Origin of the sequence: Corallococcus sp. RDP092CA (genome assembly GCF_041903675.1) — a bacterium.
In the GTDB taxonomy this organism is placed as follows: Bacteria; Myxococcota; Myxococcia; order Myxococcales; family Myxococcaceae; genus Corallococcus.
Genome location: NZ_JAYESI010000007.1, coordinates 35,869 through 55,036, shown reverse-complemented (window position 1 = coordinate 55,036; position 19,168 = coordinate 35,869). Strand labels below are relative to the sequence as shown.

Annotated in this window: 17 protein-coding genes; 10 read left to right on the top strand and 7 right to left on the bottom strand. The window is 71.9% G+C overall.

Going from position 1 to position 19,168, the window contains the following annotated elements; all coding sequences use genetic code 11:
• Nucleotides 1-6 precede the first annotated feature (6 nt).
• Together treS and U8525_RS10450 are read right to left on the bottom strand one after the other, a co-directional pair.
• Nucleotides 7-1,656: a maltose alpha-D-glucosyltransferase gene (gene treS / locus U8525_RS10455; RefSeq protein WP_374264330.1), complete on the bottom strand. Its 1,650-nt coding sequence runs from the start codon at nt 1,654-1,656 to the stop codon at nt 7-9.
• A gap of 17 nt (nt 1,657-1,673) precedes the next feature.
• On the bottom strand, nt 1,674-3,668 hold the full coding sequence (locus tag U8525_RS10450; RefSeq protein ID WP_374264328.1) for an alpha-1,4-glucan--maltose-1-phosphate maltosyltransferase: 1,995 nt from the start codon (nt 3,666-3,668) through the stop codon (nt 1,674-1,676).
• 210 nt (nt 3,669-3,878) lie between these two features.
• Here U8525_RS10450 and U8525_RS10445 point away from each other — a divergent pair, with 210 nt between their 5' ends.
• Together U8525_RS10445 and U8525_RS10440 are read left to right on the top strand one after the other, a co-directional pair.
• The gene (locus U8525_RS10445; protein WP_374264326.1) at nt 3,879-4,484 is read left to right on the top strand and encodes a sigma-70 family RNA polymerase sigma factor; all 606 of its coding nucleotides are present in this window, start codon (nt 3,879-3,881) and stop codon (nt 4,482-4,484) included.
• 128 nt (nt 4,485-4,612) lie between these two features.
• The gene (locus tag U8525_RS10440) at nt 4,613-5,167 is read left to right on the top strand and encodes a hypothetical protein (RefSeq protein ID WP_374264324.1); all 555 of its coding nucleotides are present in this window, start codon (nt 4,613-4,615) and stop codon (nt 5,165-5,167) included.
• 127 nt (nt 5,168-5,294) lie between these two features.
• Here the strand turns inward: U8525_RS10440 and U8525_RS10435 are convergent, their stop codons facing one another.
• From U8525_RS10435 to U8525_RS10420, 4 genes are all read right to left on the bottom strand, one after another.
• Nucleotides 5,295-6,845 (bottom strand): sensor histidine kinase, encoded by a 1,551-nt coding sequence (locus tag U8525_RS10435; RefSeq protein WP_374264322.1) that lies wholly within the window; start codon nt 6,843-6,845, stop codon nt 5,295-5,297.
• Nucleotides 6,842-7,516, bottom strand: a complete 675-nt coding sequence (locus U8525_RS10430; protein ID WP_374264320.1) for a response regulator transcription factor — start codon at nt 7,514-7,516, stop codon at nt 6,842-6,844. The genes U8525_RS10435 and U8525_RS10430 overlap by 4 nt, the downstream gene beginning before the upstream one ends.
• A 65-nt stretch (nt 7,517-7,581) precedes the next feature.
• Complete coding sequence (locus U8525_RS10425) at nt 7,582-8,496, bottom strand: protocatechuate 3,4-dioxygenase (protein WP_374264318.1); 915 nt, start codon at nt 8,494-8,496, stop codon at nt 7,582-7,584.
• A 226-nt stretch (nt 8,497-8,722) separates the two neighbouring features.
• Entirely contained in the window at nt 8,723-9,070 is a 348-nt protein-coding gene (locus U8525_RS10420; RefSeq protein ID WP_374264316.1) for a hypothetical protein, read from the bottom strand.
• Between the two features lie 168 nt (nt 9,071-9,238).
• Between U8525_RS10420 and U8525_RS10415 the strand changes: the two genes are divergently transcribed.
• From U8525_RS10415 to U8525_RS10380, 8 genes are all read left to right on the top strand, one after another.
• Nucleotides 9,239-10,300: an alpha/beta fold hydrolase gene (locus U8525_RS10415; RefSeq protein WP_374264314.1), complete on the top strand. Its 1,062-nt coding sequence runs from the start codon at nt 9,239-9,241 to the stop codon at nt 10,298-10,300.
• Nucleotides 10,301-10,314: 14 nt separating this feature from the next.
• Entirely contained in the window at nt 10,315-11,256 is a 942-nt protein-coding gene (locus U8525_RS10410) for an acetoacetate decarboxylase family protein (protein ID WP_374264312.1), read from the top strand.
• Nucleotides 11,257-11,437: 181 nt separating this feature from the next.
• A complete protein-coding gene (locus U8525_RS10405) occupies nt 11,438-12,640 on the top strand; it encodes a patatin-like phospholipase family protein (protein WP_374264310.1) in 1,203 nt (400 codons plus the stop codon).
• Nucleotides 12,637-13,281 carry a hypothetical protein gene (locus tag U8525_RS10400; RefSeq protein ID WP_374264655.1) on the top strand — a complete coding sequence of 215 codons (645 nt, stop codon included), beginning with the start codon at nt 12,637-12,639 and terminating at the stop codon, nt 13,279-13,281. The genes U8525_RS10405 and U8525_RS10400 overlap by 4 nt, the downstream gene beginning before the upstream one ends.
• Entirely contained in the window at nt 13,265-15,040 is a 1,776-nt protein-coding gene (locus U8525_RS10395; protein WP_374264308.1) for a GMC oxidoreductase, read from the top strand. Before U8525_RS10400 ends, U8525_RS10395 begins: the two co-directional genes overlap by 17 nt.
• Nucleotides 15,016-16,833, top strand: coding sequence for a hypothetical protein (locus U8525_RS10390; protein WP_374264306.1), 1,818 nt, complete (start codon nt 15,016-15,018; stop codon nt 16,831-16,833). The genes U8525_RS10395 and U8525_RS10390 overlap by 25 nt, the downstream gene beginning before the upstream one ends.
• Nucleotides 16,834-16,867: 34 nt before the next feature.
• On the top strand, nt 16,868-17,557 hold the full coding sequence (locus U8525_RS10385; protein ID WP_374264303.1) for a hypothetical protein: 690 nt from the start codon (nt 16,868-16,870) through the stop codon (nt 17,555-17,557).
• A gap of 125 nt (nt 17,558-17,682) precedes the next feature.
• A complete protein-coding gene (locus tag U8525_RS10380) occupies nt 17,683-18,648 on the top strand; it encodes a hypothetical protein (RefSeq protein ID WP_374264301.1) in 966 nt (321 codons plus the stop codon).
• 16 nt (nt 18,649-18,664) lie between these two features.
• On the opposite strand, the gene U8525_RS10375 is transcribed toward U8525_RS10380, so the two are convergent.
• Complete coding sequence (locus U8525_RS10375; RefSeq protein ID WP_374264299.1) at nt 18,665-19,141, bottom strand: hypothetical protein; 477 nt, start codon at nt 19,139-19,141, stop codon at nt 18,665-18,667.
• Nucleotides 19,142-19,168: the final 27 nt, after the last annotated feature.

Genomic DNA, 19,168 nt, shown 5'->3' with positions numbered 1-19,168 from the left:
GCGGGGTCACTCCTTCGCCTGCAGCGGCTTGTCCAACCGGAACCACAGGAACATGTAGGGCCCCATCGACAGCTGATAGGGCAGGTCGCTGATGCGGGGGAACGGCGTCTCTCCAATCAACTCCACGGGGGTGCTGCCGCTGAACTCGCGCAGGTCCAGCACGCCCGGCTGCGCGAAGCGCGACAGGTTGCATACGACGAGCACCGTCTGGCCCTCCCACTCGCGCACGAAGGCCATCACCTTGCGGTTCTCCGTGGTGAGGAAGCGCAGGGTGCCCATGGCGAAGACGGGGTAGCGCTGGCGGATGCCGATCATCCGCTTCACCCACTGCAGCAGGCTGGACTTCTGCCGCTCCTGGGCCTCCACGTTGATGGACTGGTAGCCGTAGACGGGGTCCGCGATGACGGGCGCGAAGAGGCGCGCGTAGTCCGCGCGGCTGAAGCCCGCGTTGCGGTCGCCGGTCCACTGCATGGGCGTGCGCACGCCGTTGCGGTCGCCCAGGTAGATGTTGTCGCCCATGCCGATCTCGTCCCCGTAGTAGAGGACCGGCGTGCCGGGCAGGGTGAACAGCAGGCTGTGCATCAGCTCGATGCGGCGCCGGCCGTTGTCCATCAGCGGCGCCAGCCGGCGGCGGATGCCCAGGTTGATGCGCATGCGCGGGTCGGTGGCGTACTCCCGGTACATGTAGTCCCGGTCCTCGTCCGTCACCATCTCCAGCGTCAGCTCATCGTGGTTGCGCAGGAAGATGGCCCACTGGCAGTTGGCCGGGATGTCCGGCGTCTGCTGCATGATCTCCACGATGGGCGTGCGGTCCTCGCGGCGCACCGCCATGAAGAGGCGGGGCATCACCGGGAAGTGGAAGCCCATGTGGAACTCGTCGCCCTCGCCGAAGTACACGCGCACGTCGGCGGGCCACTGGTTGGCCTCCGCGAGCAGCACCTTGCCCTGGTACTCGGAGTCGATGGTCTTGCGCAGGCGCTTCAGGAACGCGTGCGTCTCCGGGAGGTTCTCGCAGTTGGTGCCCTCGCGCTCGAAGAGGTAGGGCACGGCGTCGCAGCGGAACCCGTCCACGCCCATGTTGAGCCAGAAGCGCATGACGTCCAGCATGGCCTCCTGCACCTCGGGGTTGTCGTAGTTCAGGTCCGGCTGGTGGCTGAAGAAGCGGTGCCAGAAGTACTGCTTGGCCACCGGGTCCCACGTCCAGTTGGAGCGCTCCGTGTCGGTGAAGATGATGCGCGCGCCCTTGTAGGAGTCGTCCGTGTCGCTCCAGACGTACCAGTTGCGCTTGGGGCTCTTGGGGTCGCGCCGGGCCTCCTGGAACCAGGGGTGCTGGTCGCTGGTGTGGTTGACCACCAGCTCGATGAGGATGCGCAGCCCGCGCTTGTGCGCCTCTTCCACCAGGCGCTGGAAGTCCGCGAGCGTGCCGTAGTCCGGGTGGATGCCGTAGTAGTCCGCGATGTCGTAGCCGTCGTCGCGCAGCGGGGAGGGGTAGTGCGGCAGCAGCCACAGGCAGTCCACGCCCAGGCCCTGGAGGTACGGCAGCTTCTCGATCAGGCCGGGGATGTCCCCGTGGCCGTCCCCGTTGGAGTCATGGAATGCGCGGATGTGCAGCTCGTAGATGAGCGCTTTTTTGTACCAAAGCGGATCCAGGTCCATACGCCTCTCGGAGGGAGTCACTCGAAGTAGTCGAAAGCGTGTTCGGTGCGACGGTAGCGGTACACGGCCCAGAGCGCCGCGGGCTGTTCGGGCGTCAGGCGCACCTGCACGTCCGGGCCCTGCCACAGCGAGCGCTGGTCGGCCAGCAGCTCATGCACCTGGTAGGTCTCCTCCGCGTTGACGCCCAGCCACGCCATGGGCACGCGGAGCAGCGCCTCCTGCGGCGCGTACGGATCCAGGCTCACCGCCACCAGCACCGTGCTGAGGCCGTCCGGCGAGCGCTTGCCGTAGAAGAGGACGCGGTCGTTGTCGGACTCGAAGAAGCGCAGGCCCTGGTACTGCTGGAGCGCGGGGTGCGCCTTGCGGACGGCGTTGAGCTTCGAGATCCACTCGGAGATGTTGCCCGGCCGGTCCCAGTCCCAGGCCACCAGCTGGTACTTCTCCGAGTCCAGGTACTCCTCCTTGCCCGGGATGGGCCGGCCCTCGCACAGCTCGAAGCCCGAGTACATGCCCCACACGGAGGACAGGGTGGCGGCCAGCGCCGCGCGCAGGCGGAAGGCGCCGGGGCCCGCGTTCTGGAGGTTCTCCGGGAGGATGTCCGGCGTGTTGGGCCACAGGTTGCCGCGGAAGTAGTCCGCCACGGGCGGGGTGGTGAGCTCCTCCAGGTACTCCCGCAGCTCCTGCTTGAAGAGGCGCCACGTGAAGTACGTGTACGACTGGGTGAAGCCCACCTTGCCCAGGGCCTTCATCACCTTCGGGCGCGTGAAGGCCTCCGACAGGAAGAGGACGTCCGGGTGCTGGTCCTGCACCTCGCGGATGAGCCAGTGCCAGAACTGGATGGGCTTGGTGTGCGGGTTGTCCACGCGGAAGGTCCGCACGCCCTGGTCCACCCAGTGCAGGACGACGGACTTGAGCTCCTTCCAGAGCGAGTCCCGCGCGGGGCCCATCCAGTCGAAGTTGACGATGTCCTCGTAGCGCTTGGGCGGGTTCTCCGCCGTCTTGATGGTGCCGTCCGGGCGGTGCTGGAACCACTCCGGATGCTCCTTCACGTAGGGGTGATCCGGCGAGCACTGGAAGGCCAGATCCAGCGCCACCTCGATGCCGTGCGCCTTCGCCGCGTCCACGAACGCGCGGAAGTCCTGCAACGTGCCCAGCTCCGGGTGCACGGCCTTGTGGCCGCCCTCGGCGGCGCCGATGGCCCACGGGCTGCCCACGTCGCCGGGCTCCGCGCGCAGGCTGTTGTTCCTGCCCTTGCGCGCGGTGCGGCCGATGGGGTGGATGGGCGGGAGGTAGACCGTGTCGAAGCCGAGCTTCTGGATGTACGGCAGCCAGGCCTGCGCGTCCTTGAAGGTGCCGTGCGTCTTGCCGTCGCGTCTGGCGGAGCGCGGGAAGAACTCGTACCAGGCGGCGTTGCGCGCCTTCTCCCGGTCCACGAACACCTCCAGCACCTGGTCGTACGCGCGAGCCAGCGTGCGGTCCGGATGCCGTGACGCGGCGTCCGCCAGCTCGGGGGACAGCGCGACCAGGAGGTGGTCCGGCGTGGGCGGCGTGCGCAGGCGGGCCCCGGCCTCGGCGAGCAGCCGGTGGTCCTCCGCGGACCTGCCCCGCGCGCGCGCGGCGGCGCCCTCCAGCAGCGCGGCGCCCTCCAGCAGCTCGCTCTTCACGTCGCGGCCGGCGTCCACCTTGCGCTTCAGCTCGTGGGCCCAGGTGCGGAAGAGATCTGGCCAGGCTTCAATCGTGTATTCGTAGCGGCCGTTGCGGGCGAGCGGGAAGGCGCCCTCCCACGCGTCGTTGTTCTTGAAGGCAAGGGGGGCCTCCGCCCACTCCGTCTTCTGGGCGGCGGGGGTGACCTGCCGCCAGCGGACGACGGCCACGAGGACGTCGTGACCTTCCTTGAAGATATCCGCCCGGACGGTGAGGCTCTCCCCGGCGACGCGCTTGATGGCGTAGCGGCCCGCGTCCAGCTCCGGCTGGACGTTCTCGATGAACACGCTTCCGAGTCGTTCGGTCATATCGGCTGGCGGCCCTTATAGGATTCCGAGTCAGTGGCTCCAGGCGGCAATGTGCCGGTGGTGTTGATTGAAGGTGACGACCGCCTGGGCGCGTTGGCCTGTCAACGTTAGGAACGGAGGGAGCGGCCGCCCACCCTGCGGGGCTGGGTGGACGGGCTCCGGTAGTTGAAGCTGGGATCCGCCCCTCCGGTTGCGGTATCCGGGACGAACATGGCGCCCAACGACTCCGCTGCTCAGCAAGCGAGTGACCTGTCGGCCGACCGCGACCTGCTGAGGCAGGTGGCGCTGGGCCGCGCGGCGGCCATGCGCGACGTCTACGCGCGCTGTTCCGCGCGGGCGTTCGCCATCGCGGCGCGGCTGTTGCCCGCGCGGGCGGATGCGGAGGAGGTGCTGCAGGAGGCCTTCCTGGAGGTCTGGCGCCGCGCGCGCGAGTTCGACCCGGAGCGGGGCGGGCTGGAGGCGTGGGTGGCGACCATCGCGCGGACGCGGGCCCTTGACCGACGGCGGTCGCTGGGCACGGTGTCGCGGATGGTGGAGGGGGTGGCCCAGCAGCCGCCGCCCGTGAGCGCGACGCCGCCGGCCCCGGACGCCTCGGCGACCGCGGCGCAGGACGAGGCGCGGGTGCGCGCGGCGATGGAGGCGCTGCCGCCGGAGCAGCGCGAGGTGGTGCTGCTCGCGTACTTCGACGGGCTGTCCCAGAGCGAGATTGCCCGGGAGACGGGCCAGCCGCTGGGCACGGTGAAGACGCGCGCGCGGCTGGCGTTGGAGAAGCTGGCGGCGCGGCTGGAGGCGCGCAGGGAGAGCGCCTCAGGCTGAGTGCTGGACAGCGGTCCTGTTCCGCGGGGACGGGCGGTGGGGCAGGCCGCGCCCGCGTCCTCCTTGCCGCCGCAGGGAGCGGCCCCACACCTTGCGACTGTTTGGCGAACCCGAGGGAGGGGGCGGACATGCGCAAGAGGCGGGAGACGGGGACGGCGTTGATGAACGCGCGGGAGATGCGGCTGGTGCTGGCCAGTGCGCCGCGCAACCTGATGGAGCTGTCCCGGCGCGAGCTGATGGGGATGGTGCGGCGCGCGCGCGGTCTGGTGGTCCAGTACGAGAAGCTGACGCACCGGCTGCGCCGTGAAGCCATGCGCGTCCCCATGGGGAGCCGCGTGGTGGGCGGGCGCATGGACACGCGGCGCAAGGCCGCGCTGTTCCGCGCGGCGCTGTCGCGCTTCGAGTCGCAGCTGCGCAGGATGGAGCGGACCCCGGCGCGCAAGGCGAGGCCCGTGATGCGCAAGCGCCCCGCGGCGAAGAAGGCCCTGCGGCCGATGGCCCGCGCGACGGCTCCCCGAAAGAAGGCGGTGACGGCGAAGAAGGCGATGCGGCCCGCGGGCTATGCGCGCCGGGGCCCGGTGAAGGCGCGAGCGCACAAGGCGCGGCGCATGCCGGCGATGAAGGCGCGGGCGCACCGGTCCCCCAAGGCGAGGACGCCGGCGCGTCGGGCCGCGACGCGGTAGGGGCCTGTTCAGGGGAGGGGAGCCGGGTCGCGTCCAGCTCGTGGCTCGGCGAGAGGAGGGGAGCTGGACTGTGTCCGCCCCGACGTGGGGCGGACACGGTGGGGCTCAAGGCGGAGTCCGCCGCGTGTCACCCCGGCGGAGACATCAGGGGGCCGCTGAAGGCGACCTCCAGGCCCCCGTACTCCGAGGGGGCCAGGGTCATCTCCCAGCCGTGCAGCTCCACCACGTTGTGCACGATGTGCAGGCCCAGGCCCTGGCCTTGCGGCTCCCGTGTCCTCGCCGCGTTGCCTCGGAAGCGGCGCTCCAGGATCCTCGAGCGCTCCTCCTCGGAGATGCCGGGGCCGTCGTCGATGACCCTCAGCTGGAAGGTCTGCTGGCGCGTCGTCTCCAGCACCACCGCCACGTGGCCGTCCTCGCGCCCGTAGCGGATGCCGTTGAGCACCACGTTGCTCACCGCCTGCTCCAGCAGCGTCTCGTCGCCCATCACCCAGGTCTGCGTCGCCGGCACGCCGCTCTCCAGGGAGATGCGCTGGGGCCTCGCGATGGGCTGGTGCCGGCCCAGCACCCGCGACACCAACGCGTTCAGGTCCACCGGCGCGTGCTGCACCTGTGGCGCTCCGGCCTCCAACCTCGCCGCCGCTCCCAGGTTGTGCACCAGCGAGGCCATGTAGTGCGCCTCGCTCATCGCGGACAGCATCAGGCCTGACTCCAGCGGCTCGCCCGCGCGCATCCGCTGCTGCATCGCGGCCAGGTGCCCCTGCAACACCGTGAGCGGCGTCATCACGTCGTGCGTCGTGTTCGCCAGGAAGTCCCGCAGCGTCTGCTCGCGCGCCTGCTGGTGCGCCATCTGCGCCTGGATCTCCGCTCGCGCCTGCTGGAAGGCCCTGGCCAGCTCCGCGATCTCGTCGCTGCCGCTCACGGTCACCGGCTGCTCGTAGCCGCTGCCCGACGAGGCGCGCACCTCCTCTGTCAGCCGGCGCAGGCGCTGCACCACGGGCCCCAGGGCCACCACCATCGCGGACAGGAGGATCAGCGTGGGCACGCCCCAGACGTACAGCGGCGGCAGCCCCACCTCCGGCGACTCCGCGGGCTCCACCCGGCGCACGAGCACGTACTCGCACGGCCCTCCATCCCAGGGCATGCGCAGCAGCAGGTCCTGCACCAGCGCGCCGTCCGCCTTCGAGTAGCGGCGCACGCCCACGCCGTCGTCCTGCGCGCCCTTGCGCAGCGCCTCGTCCACCTCGGGGGCCTGCGGGTTCCTCGAAACGAACCGCCCGTCGAAGGGATAGAGGCTGACGGGCGGCAGGCGCCGGCCCGAGGGGCCCCGGGCTCCCGGCCGGGGAGGAGGGCCCTCGTCCCCAGGCCTCGGGCCTCCAGCGCCAGGGCCGTTGCCCGGTGGCTCGTTCGGGCCGACCGTGCCCGAGGGCGGACCGCCGTGGCCGTCAGGCAGGCCCTCGCGCTCCCAGGGCGGACGCTGCGAGCGGGGGCGGACCATCCAGGTGTCGGGCGCGGCCTCGCACCGCTCGCGGCCGCCGGACTGCATCTGCGACAGCGTGGACTCGATGATGACCTCGTCCGTCGTCCGGCGGCGCACCGAGTGCTCCACCTGCACCAGCGCGAACACCGCGGGCACCGTCACCGCCACCGCCGTGAGCGCCAGCCGCAGCCGCAGCTTCACGCATCCTCCCCGGGCACCAGCCGGTAGCCCACGCCCCACACCGTCTCCACGCACTTCACCGGGCCCAGCTTGCGCCGCAGCCGCGACACGTGGACGTCCAGCGTGCGCTCCGTGCCCTCACGCTCCGGATCCAACACGTGCTCCACCAGCCACTGCCGCGTCACGGCCTCCTGCGGCCTGCGCGCCAGCGCCGCGAGCAACTCGAACTCCACCCGCGTGAGCTCCACCGGCCGCCCCTGCACCTGCACCGTGTGCGCCTGGAGGTCGATGCGCAGCGGCCCCACCTCCACCACCACCTGCTCCTTCTGGAGGGTGGGGCGGCGCAGGCGCGCGCGGACGCGCTCCACCAGCTCCTCCGGCCAGAAGGGCTTGGTCATGTAGTCGTCCGCGCCCAGCTTCAGCGCGCGGACCTTGTCCAGCGTGTCGTTGCGCGCGCTCAGGATGAGCACCGGGACCTCCGAGAAGGTCCTCAGCGCCTTGAGCATGTCCAGGCCATAGGTGCCCGGCAGCATCAGGTCCAGCACCACGAGGCTCACGTCCGGCAGCTCGCCGGACACGAGCAGGCGGCCCTCGCGCCACCACACGGGCTCGAAGCCCGCGCCGCGCAGGTGCCCGACGATCTGGGATCCGAGCTGGTCGTCATCCTCCACCAGCAGGATGCGGTCGCCCATGCGCCATGCCTCCCTTCGGGCACTCCACCCCGGACGCTGCCCGGGGTGGCCCGGCTCACCCTAGTTCAGGGCATGCCGCCGTCGAAGCCCGGCGGCGGCCCCATGCCGCCATCCCAACCCGGCGGGGGCCCCATGCCACCGTCGCCGCCCGGCGGGGGACCGCCCGGGCCACCGCCACCGCCGCTGCCGCCCGGCATGGCGCAGTTCGCGGTGCTCAGCGAGGAGCGGACGACCAGCGTCTTGGACGCCAGCATCGCGCCGTCCGCCATCCGCTGCGTGGCGAAGAGGTACTCACCCACCGCGTCCCCGGAGACCACCGTGTCGTTCTGGTTGGTCGTGTCGCGCGCGCCGCGCGTGTTGTAGAGCGGCTGGTTGTTGACGATGTCGTCGTTCGTCGCGTCGTCGAAGAACAGCTGCGACGTGACGAACTCCTGGCCGTTCACCCGCACCGTGAAGTGGATGTGGATGGTGCGGCTGCTGTACCAGCCGGGGAAGCACGTGTCGAAGTCCACGCGCCCGTTGGCGTCCGTGGTCTGCACGCCGCGGAACCACCGCGCCGCGCGCGCCGTCGCGTCTCCGGACGTGCAGAAGTCGCTCGCGTCCTCGCCGGAGTACAGGCCCTCCGGCCCCGCGTGCCAGATGTCCACCGTGGCGCCCTGGATGGGCGTGCAGGTCTCGTCCACGACGAGGAAGGCCAGGCGCACCGGCAGGCCGTCATGCCCCTCGCTGATGTCCTTGCGGTCCACCGTGGTCGCGTAGCAGGGGCCCAGCGTGGCCTCGCAGGTGAGGTTGCACACGGTGCCCAGGCCGGAGGCGAACGGATCCGGATACGTGGCGGCGGCCGTCATCGCCGCGGTGCCGCCCGTGGCCCAGGAGCCCGGGTCCACCACGCCGGAGTCGGCGCCCGTGCCCGCGTCGGTCTGGGTGTCGCCGCCCGGGGTGTCGTCGTCGCCACCGCAGGCGACGAGCAGCTTCGCCACGGGAACCGCGGCCAGGGACAAGCCAATGCCGCGCAGGACGTTCCGGCGCGTGATGACCTGGGGGAGAGGTCCTGAGGGGTTTCGCTCTTCATCCGGGGTTCCTCCGGGAGCTCGGGAGCCAGGGGTGGCGGGGGTGCCACCCGCGGGGCCGTCCGGGGCTGACCGGACGGCGAACCGGGTTATCTCGGGAGAACCTTAAGCAATCCTTGCGCGGAAGGGCCGCGACTCAGGAAAAGCGCACGCGGAAGGCGGCGAGCAGCGGACCCGCTGCCCGTCCGTCCGCCGGGGACCTCGGTCCACCCCCGGGGAGTGCGGCGCCCAGCTCCTCCAGCGCGGGCTTCATGGACTCGAAGGCGTGGAGCGCGTCCGCCGCGTTGTCGAAGAAGCGTGGATGCGACAGCCAGCCGGAGACGCCGCAGGTGACGACGTGGAAGGAGCGCGAGTCATCCGCTTCGTAGGTCAGCCGCAGGAGGTCGCGGAGGCCCTCGTCCCGCACGATGGTGCCGCCCTGGCCGCCCATGCCCCCGAGCGTCGCGCCGCCCTCGTAGTCCCTCCAGCCCGTGTCCGCGTCCATGCCCCACGCATAGCACCCCGAGGGCGGACGTGAGCGGAGTGACAGGGGGGCGCCGCGCCGTTGCCCGTGGGCCCTGTCGGCCGGGACGAGCGGTGCCCCGGGTGGGATTGCGTGGCGGTTGTCGCCCCCTCGGCACCGCCCAACGTTTGTCGCGTGGGGGACGCCGTCATGTCCGCGGAAACCATCCATGCGCCGCGCTACACCGAGGAGACCGTGCCCTTCCTCGCGGGGGACGGCCGGGCGCTGCACCTGGTGCACCTGCGCGGCGTCGAGGAGGCTGACAAGGGGCCGGTGGTGCTGGTGCACGGGGCCGGCGTGCGCGGGAACATCTTCCGCGCCCCGGTGCGCCAGACCGTGGTGGATGCGCTGATGGAAGACGGCTACGACGTGTGGCTGGAGAACTGGCGCGCCAGCATGGACGTGGAGCCGGCCGAGTGGACGTTGGACCAGGCCGCCGTCCTGGACCACCCGCCCGCCATCCGCACCGTGCGGGAGAAGACGGGCGCGGACAAGGTCAAGGCCCTTGTCCACTGCCAGGGCTCCACCAGCTTCACCATGGCCGCGGTGGCGGGGCTGCTGCCCGACGTGGACCTCATCCTCACCAACGCGGTGTCGCTGCACCCCGTGGTGCCCGCGGCCGCGAAGCTGAAGCTGCACCATGCCGCGCCGCTGGTCTCGCGCCTGACGCCCTTCCTGGATCCGCAGTGGGCCTACGGCGGCCCCACGCGCACGGCGCGGCTGCTGACGCGCGTGGTGGAGGCGACGCATCACGAGTGCGAGAACCTGGTCTGCCGCTGGACGAGCTTCACCTATGGCACGGGCTTCCCGGTGCTCTGGCGCCACGAGAACCTCAACGCCCAGACGCACGACTGGCTCCAGCACGAGTTCGGCCCGGTGCCCTTCAGCTTCTTCCGCCAGATGGACGCGTGCGTGCGCGCCGGTCACCTGGTGCCGGTGGAGGGCTTTCGCGCGCTGCCGGAGGACCTGGGCGTACGCGAGCCCCAGACGGACGCCCGCTTCGTCTTCTTCGCGGGCGAGGAGAACCGCTGCTTCCTCGCCCGGAGCCAGCGCCGCAGCTTCGAGCACCTGGAGCACTTCCACCCGGGCCGGCACGCGCTGCACGTCCTGCCGGGCTACGGCCACCTGGACGTGTTCATGGGCAAGCGCGCGGCGCAGGACGTGTTCCCCCTCATCCTCGAGGAGCTGGATCGCCCCCGAGACACCCCCTGACGAAAGGCCCGCCCATGTTCCTCCCCCGACGCATCCAGCAACAGTTCGGCCGCTACTCGCGGGTGGACGACATCCCGTACGCGCTGCCGGTGGACTCGAAGGGGGCCCCGGCGATGATGGCCGCCTTCACCGTGGACGCCCGCCGCGCGGCGAGCCTGCTGCCCGGCAACGAGCTGCACCCGCTGCGCGTGTCGCGCGACCGGAGCGTGCTGCTCGTGTCCGTCATCGACTACAAGCGGACGGACATCGGCGCGTACATCGAGTTCAGCGTCGCGCTCGCGTGCACGCACGGACCGCGGCCCGCGCCGCCGCTGGTGCCGCTGCTGCTCCAGAAGCGCTTCGGCGTGGGGCAGTACGTGGTGGACCTGCCGGTGAACACGGAGGTCTCCGTGAAGGGCGGCAAGGGCATCTGGGGCATGCCCAAGCACCTGGCCCGGCTGGACTTCCGCATGGAGGAAGGCTCCGTGAGCAGCCGCTACGAGGAGGGTGGCCAGCAGGCGGTGCGCGTGCGCATCGCGCGGCCGAAGCCCGCGTGGCTGCCGGTGCGGATGGCGGCGGTGAACTACTGCGCCTTCCGGGGCCTGCTGATGAAGTCCACCATCTACTTCCGCGGCCGGTTCGGCTTCCGCCTGGGGAAGCGGGCGTGGGGGACGCTGGAGCTTGGGGACCACCCGCGCGTGCAGGCGCTGCGCGACCTGGGCATCTCCCCGCGCCCGTTCTTCACCGGCTTCTTCCCTTCGTCCAACGGCGTGCTGGATGACCACTTCGAGGCGTGGTTCCTCACCCAGCCCACGCTGCCCACGGACACCTACCCGGAGGGGCTCCAGAGCGTGGTGGACCTGGGGCAGGACCAGACGCCCATGCCGCCGCCGGAGTCGGACGGGGCGCGGCTGCGGGTGCTCCAGCCGGTGGGGCCGCTGCCGGACGCCCCTCCGCGAGGGGAAGCACGGCCATGACGCGCGGAGGGGCCCAGCGTCTGGCGAGCGCGTGCCCGCCGTCGCCGTGGAGGGCGCGGTGGCTGCTCGGGGTGGGCTCCTTCGCGCACGGGGGGCCGCGCTCGGACGCGTCGGCGGGGGAGCGCTGGCGCTCCGGCCGGGCTGTCTCTGCGCGCCGCGAGGCCCACGGATGAGCCCGGCCGTGTCGCGATGGCTGGAGCATCAGGCCCTCTTCAACGGGCGTCCCTGGCGCTGGGCGCTCGCGGCCATCGGGTGGATCACGCTCGCGTCCGGCGCGGCGCAGCTGTTCATCCCGGGGCCGGAGCTGCGCCTGCTGCACGGGGATGCGTCCGCCGCGCCCGCGCACTTCTTCCGCATCGTGGGCATGTTCATGGTGCTGTTCGGCTGCATGCTCCTGCACGGGCTGCACGAGCCCCGCGCGAACCAGGCGGCCTTCCTGTGGTCCGGCCTCCAGAAGGTGGGGGGCTGCGTGATGGTGGCCATCGCCGTGGGCCAGGACCTGCTGTCGCCGCTGGCGCTGGGCGTGGCGGCGTTCGACGCGGTGTCCGCCGTGCTGGTGCTGGGGTTCTACGCGTCGCTGCGCCAGCGCGAGCAGATCATCACGGTCCTCAAGCCTCGGGCGGAGGAGGAGGCGCCTCCGGAGCCCACCGGCCCCTCCGTCAACGCGCTGCGCGTGGCGGAGGCGCTCCGGAGCGACGTGCGTTCGCCGGGGCCCCCGCGCGCCCCCGGGGAGGGCGCGGGGGCGCGGGCGTCCGCGGCGGAGGCGCCCCGGCGCTCCCTGGTGCTGGCGGGGGGCGGCATGCGCGTGGCGTGGCAGGCGGGAGTGCTGCGCGCGCTGACGGACGCGCGGCTGTCCTTCGCCCACGCGGATGGCACCTCCGGCGGCATCCTCACCCTGGCGATGTGGCTGTCCGGCCAGTCTCCCGCGGAGATGTGCGAGCGGTGGCGGACGCTGGACGTGAAGGACTTCGTGTCGCTGATGCCGCTGGACGACTACGCGCGGCCCTGGTCTCTCACCGCGCTGGGGGACGCGGAGGGCCTCAGCCAGCGCGTCTTCCCGCACCTGGGCGTGGAGGTGGACGCCATCCGCGCGAACCGTGAGCGTGCAGGCACCTTCAACGTCTGCGACTTCGCCCGGAAGACGAACGAGGCCGTCCCGCATACGGACGTGGATCGCGACCTGCTGGTGGCGGGCCGGGACACGCGCGGCCCATCACCGTGCACCTCATCAAGCCCGAGCACCCGCTGCCCCTGGACCCGGACCTCTACGCGGGCCACGTCACGGCGGCGACGCTCATCGACCAGGGCTACTCGGACGCCTGTCGCTACCTGGCGGTGGCGGACGACCAGGGCCTGCCCCTCACCCCGGAGATCACCCAGATGACCGAACCCGCTTCCGACCTGACCTTCCGCGAGACGATGGCCGGCCCGCTCGCGATGGGCGCGACCGACCCCGAGGCGGGCGCCCACGACGGGCGCTCCACGCCCTTCACCCTGCACTGCACCATCACCATCGACGACATGGAGGCGTTCATCCGCGACGCGAACCACGCGGCCCGGCTGGTGGCGCACGTGCAGTACAAGCCGCTGGGCCTGGACATCCCCGTGCGCGAGGGGAGCTTCAACCTCTTCCGCGCCACGGATGATCCGCGCGCGAAGATCATGACCTATGGCCTGCGCTTCCAGGCGCACGGTCAGGACTACTACCTGGACGGCACCAAGCTGCTGCGCGACGACCCGGGGCCGGACCTCTGGCACGACACCACGCGCCTCTACAGCTACCTGCACCAGGGCGTGGACTCGCGAGGCCCGGTGGTGGGCGCGGGGATCCTGGTGCTCGGCATGCGGGAGCTCCTCCGCCTGGTCGCCAGCATGCGCTCGTCGCGCGGAGGCGTGGAGGGGGCGGAGGTGGTGGCCCGGTTCGGCCGCCTGTTCCTGGGCGCGCTCTGGGATCTCTACGCCCCGGAGGCGCCTGTGCACGAGGGGGCGGGGGAAGGGGAGGCCGTGCATGACCCGGAGCGCTGACCACTTCGACGTCGTCATCGTGGGCTCGGGGTTTGGCGGCTCGGTGATGGCGTGGCGGCTGGCGGACGCGGGCCTGCGGGTGTGCGTGCTGGAGCGGGGCAGGGCGTATCCGCCGGGCTCCTTCGCGCGCAGCCCGCACGACATGCGCCGCAACTTCTGGGATCCGAGTCAGGGCATGCACGGCCTGTTCAACCTCTGGTCGTTCAAGGGGCTGGGCGGCGTGGTGTCGGCGGGACTGGGCGGCGGGTCGCTCATCTACGCCAACGTGCTCCTGCGCAAGGACGCGAAGACCTTCATCCACGAGGACGTGCGCAACGGCGGCTACGAGGACTGGCCCGTCACCCGCGCCGACCTGGAGGCGCACTACGACGCCGTGGAGCGGATGATGGCCGTGCAGCGCTACCCGCTGGAGCACGCGCCCTATGCGTCCACCGCGAAGACGCTGGCCATGAAGCTCGCGGCGGAGCGCCTGGGCCGCGCGGACGACTGGCAGCTGCCGCCGCTGGCCGTGACGTTCGGCAACCCCGGCGAGGCGCCCGTCCCGGGTGAGCCCATCCGCGAGGAGCACCCCAACCTCCACGGCCGCACGCGCACCACCTGTCACCTCTGCGGCGAGTGCGACATCGGGTGCAACACGGGCAGCAAGAACACCCTCGATTACACGTACCTGTCCGCGGCGAAGCGCGCGGGGGCGGAGCTGCGCACGCTCGCGGAGGTGACGGAGCTGTGGCCCGCGGAGGGCGGCGGCTACGTGGTGCGGTACCTGGACCACACGGACTCGCCGGAGGGCGTGCCGTGCGAAGGCCCCCAGTCGATGATGCCGCGCAGCACCGTGACGGCGGACCGGCTGGTGCTGGCGGCGGGCACGTTCGGCACCACGTTCCTGCTCTTGAAGAACCAGCGGAGCTTCCCCGGGCTGAGCCGACGGCTGGGCACGCGCTTCTGCGGCAACGGGGACCTGCTGGGCTTCATGCGCCAGTGCCACGATTCGAGCACCGGCCGGCGGCTGCCGCGCATCCTGGAAGGCGGGCACGGGCCGGTCATCACGAGCGCGCTGCACTTCCGGAGTCAGGAGGAGGGCGGCACGGGCCGGGGCTACTACATCGAGGACGCGGGCTACCCGGAGTTCGTCAACTGGCTCTACGAGGGCGCGCACCAGGTGCCGCTGGTGAGGCGCGGCCTCAAGCTGGCGTGGCGCCTCGTCCGCGGGTGGACGGGGCACACGCACGACTCCGACGTGAGCGAGGAGATCGCCGAGCTGCTCGGAGACTGCCTGGGCTCCGCGACGTCGTTGCCGCTCCTGGGCATGGGGCGCGACATCCCCGATGGCCACATGCGGCTGACGAAGGACGGGATGCTGGACGTCGACTGGCGGATGCGCAGCTCGCGCGAGTACTTCCACCAGGTGCGCCAGTCGATGGCGGACATCGCGCGGACGCTGGAGGGGCGGTTGATGCAGAACCCGCTCAGCTACTTGAGCCGGGTCATCACCGTGCACCCCCTGGGCGGCTGTCCCATGGGACGCGGGCCGGACGAGGGCGTGGTGGACTCGACGGGGGAAGCCTTTGGCCACCCGGGCCTGTACGTGGCCGATGGCTCGATGATGCCGGGCCCCACCGGCCCGAACCCGAGCCTCACCATCGCGGCGCTCGCGGACCGTTTCGCGGACGCGCTCATCGATTCGCACCGCAGGACCGAGCAGGGACGGGCATGGCGGGCAGCGGAGGAGGGGCCATGGCCGTCCGCGCCTCCGATGTGAGCCACGTCCCGGGCCGCCGCGTCGAACCCGCGGCACCGGAGACGCCCCCGGGGCGGAAGATGGTGTCCTGGTATGACCCGGCCGTGCTCGTGAAGTCGGGGGTGAAGGCGCTGCTGTCGGGGACGTTCGGGCAGCAGGCGGACCGGCGGCTCCTGGACGCGGTGGCCCGGCAGCAGCCGCTGGCGTTCGACTACTCGGTGGATGACGCGGGCCAGCCGCGCGACGAGCTGTGGCTGGACTACGTGGCGGACCTGGGGGACGGCTGGGACTCCACCTACGCGGTGGCGTCCGCGGTGATGGCGCCGGAGCTGGCGCTGACGGATGAAGCCGGCGAGACGCACGTCACTCGGGGCGGGGACGTGCTCGTGTTCGGTGGGGACGAGGTGTACCCGACCGCGAGCGTGGACGAGTACCAGGCGCGCACGGTGGTGCCCTACGAGGACGCGCTGAACCGGCGGCGCCAGCGGCCACACCTGTTCGCGGTGCCGGGCAACCACGACTGGTACGACGGGCTGGTGTCCTTCACGCGCCTGTTCTGCCAGGGGCGGCGCTCCCATGGCTGGCGCACGCGGCAGCGGCGCAGCTACTTCGCGCTGCGGCTGCCGCATGGCTGGTGGCTGCTGGGCACGGACATGCAGCTGGAGTCCGACCTGGACGCGCCGCAGGTGGAGTTCTTCCAGGAGGTGGCCGCGCGGATGCAACCCACGGATCGCGTCATCCTCTGCAACGCGGAGCCGGCGTGGGTGAAGCAGCAGGTGATGCCTCGCGCGGGCCGCGGCTTCCTGGACCACAACATCGACTTCCTGGAGCAGCAGGTGCTGGGGAAGAAGGTGAGCGTCTTCCTGGCGGGGGACCTGCACCACTACCGCCGGCACGAGAACGCGGACGGGCGGCAGAAGATCATCGCGGGTGGGGGCGGGGCGTTCCTGCATCCCACGCACCTGCCCAAGGTGGATCAGCGTCCGGGAGGCTTCGTGCAGAAGGCGAGCTACCCGCCCCAGCGGACGTCACAGTGGCTCGCCTGGCGCAACCTGCTGTTCACCGCGATCAACCCGTGGTTCGGCGTGTTCATGGGCGCCGTCTACGCGCTGCTGGGGTGGGGCGTTGCCGCGAACCTCAACGTGGGGGCGGAGGGGGCGCCTTCGTTCAGGGAGCTCATCAACGCGGCGTCTCCGAGCGCGGGCTCATTGGTGCTGGGGGCCGGGGTGGTGCTGGGCACGGTCGCGTTCGCGGACGGCCGGCGGGGACCGCTCTGGAGGCGGACCGCTGGCGTCGTGCATGGGCTGGCGCACCTGGTGGTGGCGCTGCTGCTCACGTGGGGTGTGTCCGCCATCGCAGCGCCGCTGGCGGCGGAGCTTCAGTGGAGTTTGCGGCGGGACCTGCTCAGTGGGCTGTTGCTGTTTGGCGGTGGCGCGCTGGTGGGGCCGCTGGTGGTGGGCGCGTACCTGCTGTTGTCGCTCAACGTGTTCTCCTGTCACCCCAATGAGGCGTTCTCGTCGCTGTCGATTCCGGACTGGAAGAACTTCCTCCGGCTCCACTTCGACGCGGAGGGCCAGCTCACGGTGTACCCGGTGGGTTTCCGGCGTGTGCCTCGGCGGTGGAAGCAGGGACGTTCGTCCGAGGACCCGGTCTGGGTGCCGGACCCGGCGGACACGCGGGCGACGCCGCCCCGCCTCATCGAGAACCCCATCGTCATCCGCCGGACGAAGGCACTTCCGATGCTGGAGGAGACTGGTCCGCCCGGACCCACGGAGATGATGGTGGACGAACACCCACTCGACGGAGGGGTTTGAGCGGCGCGGGCCAAAGTCCTACGCTGCGTCTCATATGAAGGCGATGCTCCTGTCCCTGCTCTTCCTCGGCGCCGCGCCGTCCGGCCCCGCGCCGTCGTCCCTGCCTCCCGAAGCGCTGGGCGCGCCCCCGCTCGTGGATACCTCTCCCACCGCGTGGTCGTGCACCATCGACACGCTGCGTGCCGGGAAGGAGTGCGTGTTCGAGGCGGAGGTTCCCCCCGCCAAGGGCACGAACACGGACGTGGAGTCCGCCAACATCAAGCTGCTGAAGGACGCGTCTCGCGCCCTCTGCTCGGAGGCCGTCAGCAATGCGCGCGACGGCACGCCGGACCCCAAGCTCGTCGCCGTCTGCGAGCGCAAGTACGCGGACGTCGTGGGCCGCTGCGGCATCGATGGCAACACGCCCGTGGTGGACGCCAAGGGCCGCTTCGCGCCCGCGGCACGCGCCTGCTACCGCGCGCTGTCCTCCGTGCTCCAGGACGTGCAGTTGATGGGCTCCGTGGCCTCCACCTGCTGTGAGTGCGCCGCGCGCAGCCAGTGCCCTGGCACCGGCGAGAGCTGCTACGCCGACGTGTCGCGGCAGCAGGCCGGGCCCACCATGCTCGCGTGCATGGACGACCGCTGCCACGACGCCTGCTCCATGATGCTGCCCCCGTCCGCGTCCATTCCGCGCCAGGCGCCGTCCCGCGCGAGCCAGCCGCACTCAGACTCCGCCGCGCTGTAGCGCCCGCGCCTCCAGGCCCGCGGCAGGGCCTTCGCGCTTCAAGTCCATCCGCCAGCTCGCGCACGCCGCCGCGCGAAAGGCCTTCGCCGTCCCGGCCCAGCCGCCCTTCAAAGGAGCCCCGCGCCATGACCCGTCTTCCGTTTCTGACTCTCCTGGGTGCGCTCGCCACCGGCTGCGGCGCCTCGCACTCCCACGTCGCGCTGGAGGACCGCGCCCTCACGGACGCGCCGCCCCCTGCGCCGCCGCCCCCCGCGTCCCGTCGCGCCGCCGCCTCCGAGGAGCCGCCTGCGTCGCCTCATGACGCCCGCGCGTTCCTGGCCCGCTACTCCACGCCCGCCGCCTGCGAAGCCGCCGCCCGCAAGCTCCAGGCGACCTCTCGCGACGACGCGTGGCTGGCCCTGAAGGTCTGCGCGGAGGCCCCCGGCTTCACCCAGCTGGGCGCCGTGCTGGGCAACGCCTGGGCGGAGGACCTGCGCGTGCGTCCGGACGCCGCCAACCTCATCGCTCGCGTGGTGGCCCAGCGCGGCGGCAGCGTGGACGGGGAGCTGCGCCTGCTCCACGCGCGCAAGGTGCCCATCTTCTCGCTCGCGTCCGCCATCGCCCAGCCGGACACCTACCGCGGCCGCTACGTGCTGCTGCGCGCGCAGGTGGCCGACCAGCGCTCGGACGGGGAGCGCCCCACGCTGTGGCTGGTGGAGCAGGGCCTCCAGTCCGTGGCCTCCCGCCGCGAGGTCGGCGTCGCCTACAACACCGACACCGTGTCGGAGACCTCCGGCAACCTGGGCGGACAGACGGCGCTCACCGGCGAGGGCCGCGTGGGCGGCTCCATCTACACCCGCGAGAGCACCACCCAGTCCGCCTCCGAGCGCACCTACGACAACCTCTCCGACGAGACCGGCCGCGAGGCCCTGGGCCGGCTGGCCGCGCCGGATCCCTTCCTGGAGACCCGCCGCGACTACGTCATCCTCGCGCGCTTCGACGGCCTGCGCGTCACCTCCGGCATGACCAACGACGACGAGGACGAGGGCCCGAAGATCCCCGTGCTCACCATCGTCAGCTACCACCTGCCGCAGGCGCTCGCCGTCTACTGACGGGCCGCTTCGCCCGTCAGCGCTTCACCGGCGCCGCAGCCGCCGTCGCGGTCGGATCTCGCGACGGCGTGCCGGAGTAGATCTCCACGTCGGCGGCCACCCACGTCCCCAGCCGCTCGCCGTAGGTCGTGTGGACCAGCGCGCCCGGGTGCAGCTCGCCGCGAGCCACGCGCTTGCCGTCGCGCAGGATGCGCGTGGACGGCGCCACCACGAACGGGCGCTCCACGCCGTCGTCGTCGCGCACCGTGAAGCCCCGCGTGCCCGCGATCGTCACCGTGCCGTAGAAGTCCGGCGCGGCCTCGACCACCGCCGCGCCCGCGCTCCCGCTGCCCCCGGTGCCCTCGTCCGTCGGCGCTCCCGCGGGGGACTGGAACACCGCGAGCCGCGGCACCATGCCCCCTTCCGCGACGGTCGCCCCGTCCCGGGACTGGCACGCGCTGACGCCCAGCACGAGCCCCCCGGCGAACAGCCACCTCCTCCATCCCTGGCCCATGGCACCCACCTCGCGAGCGTTGGTGCT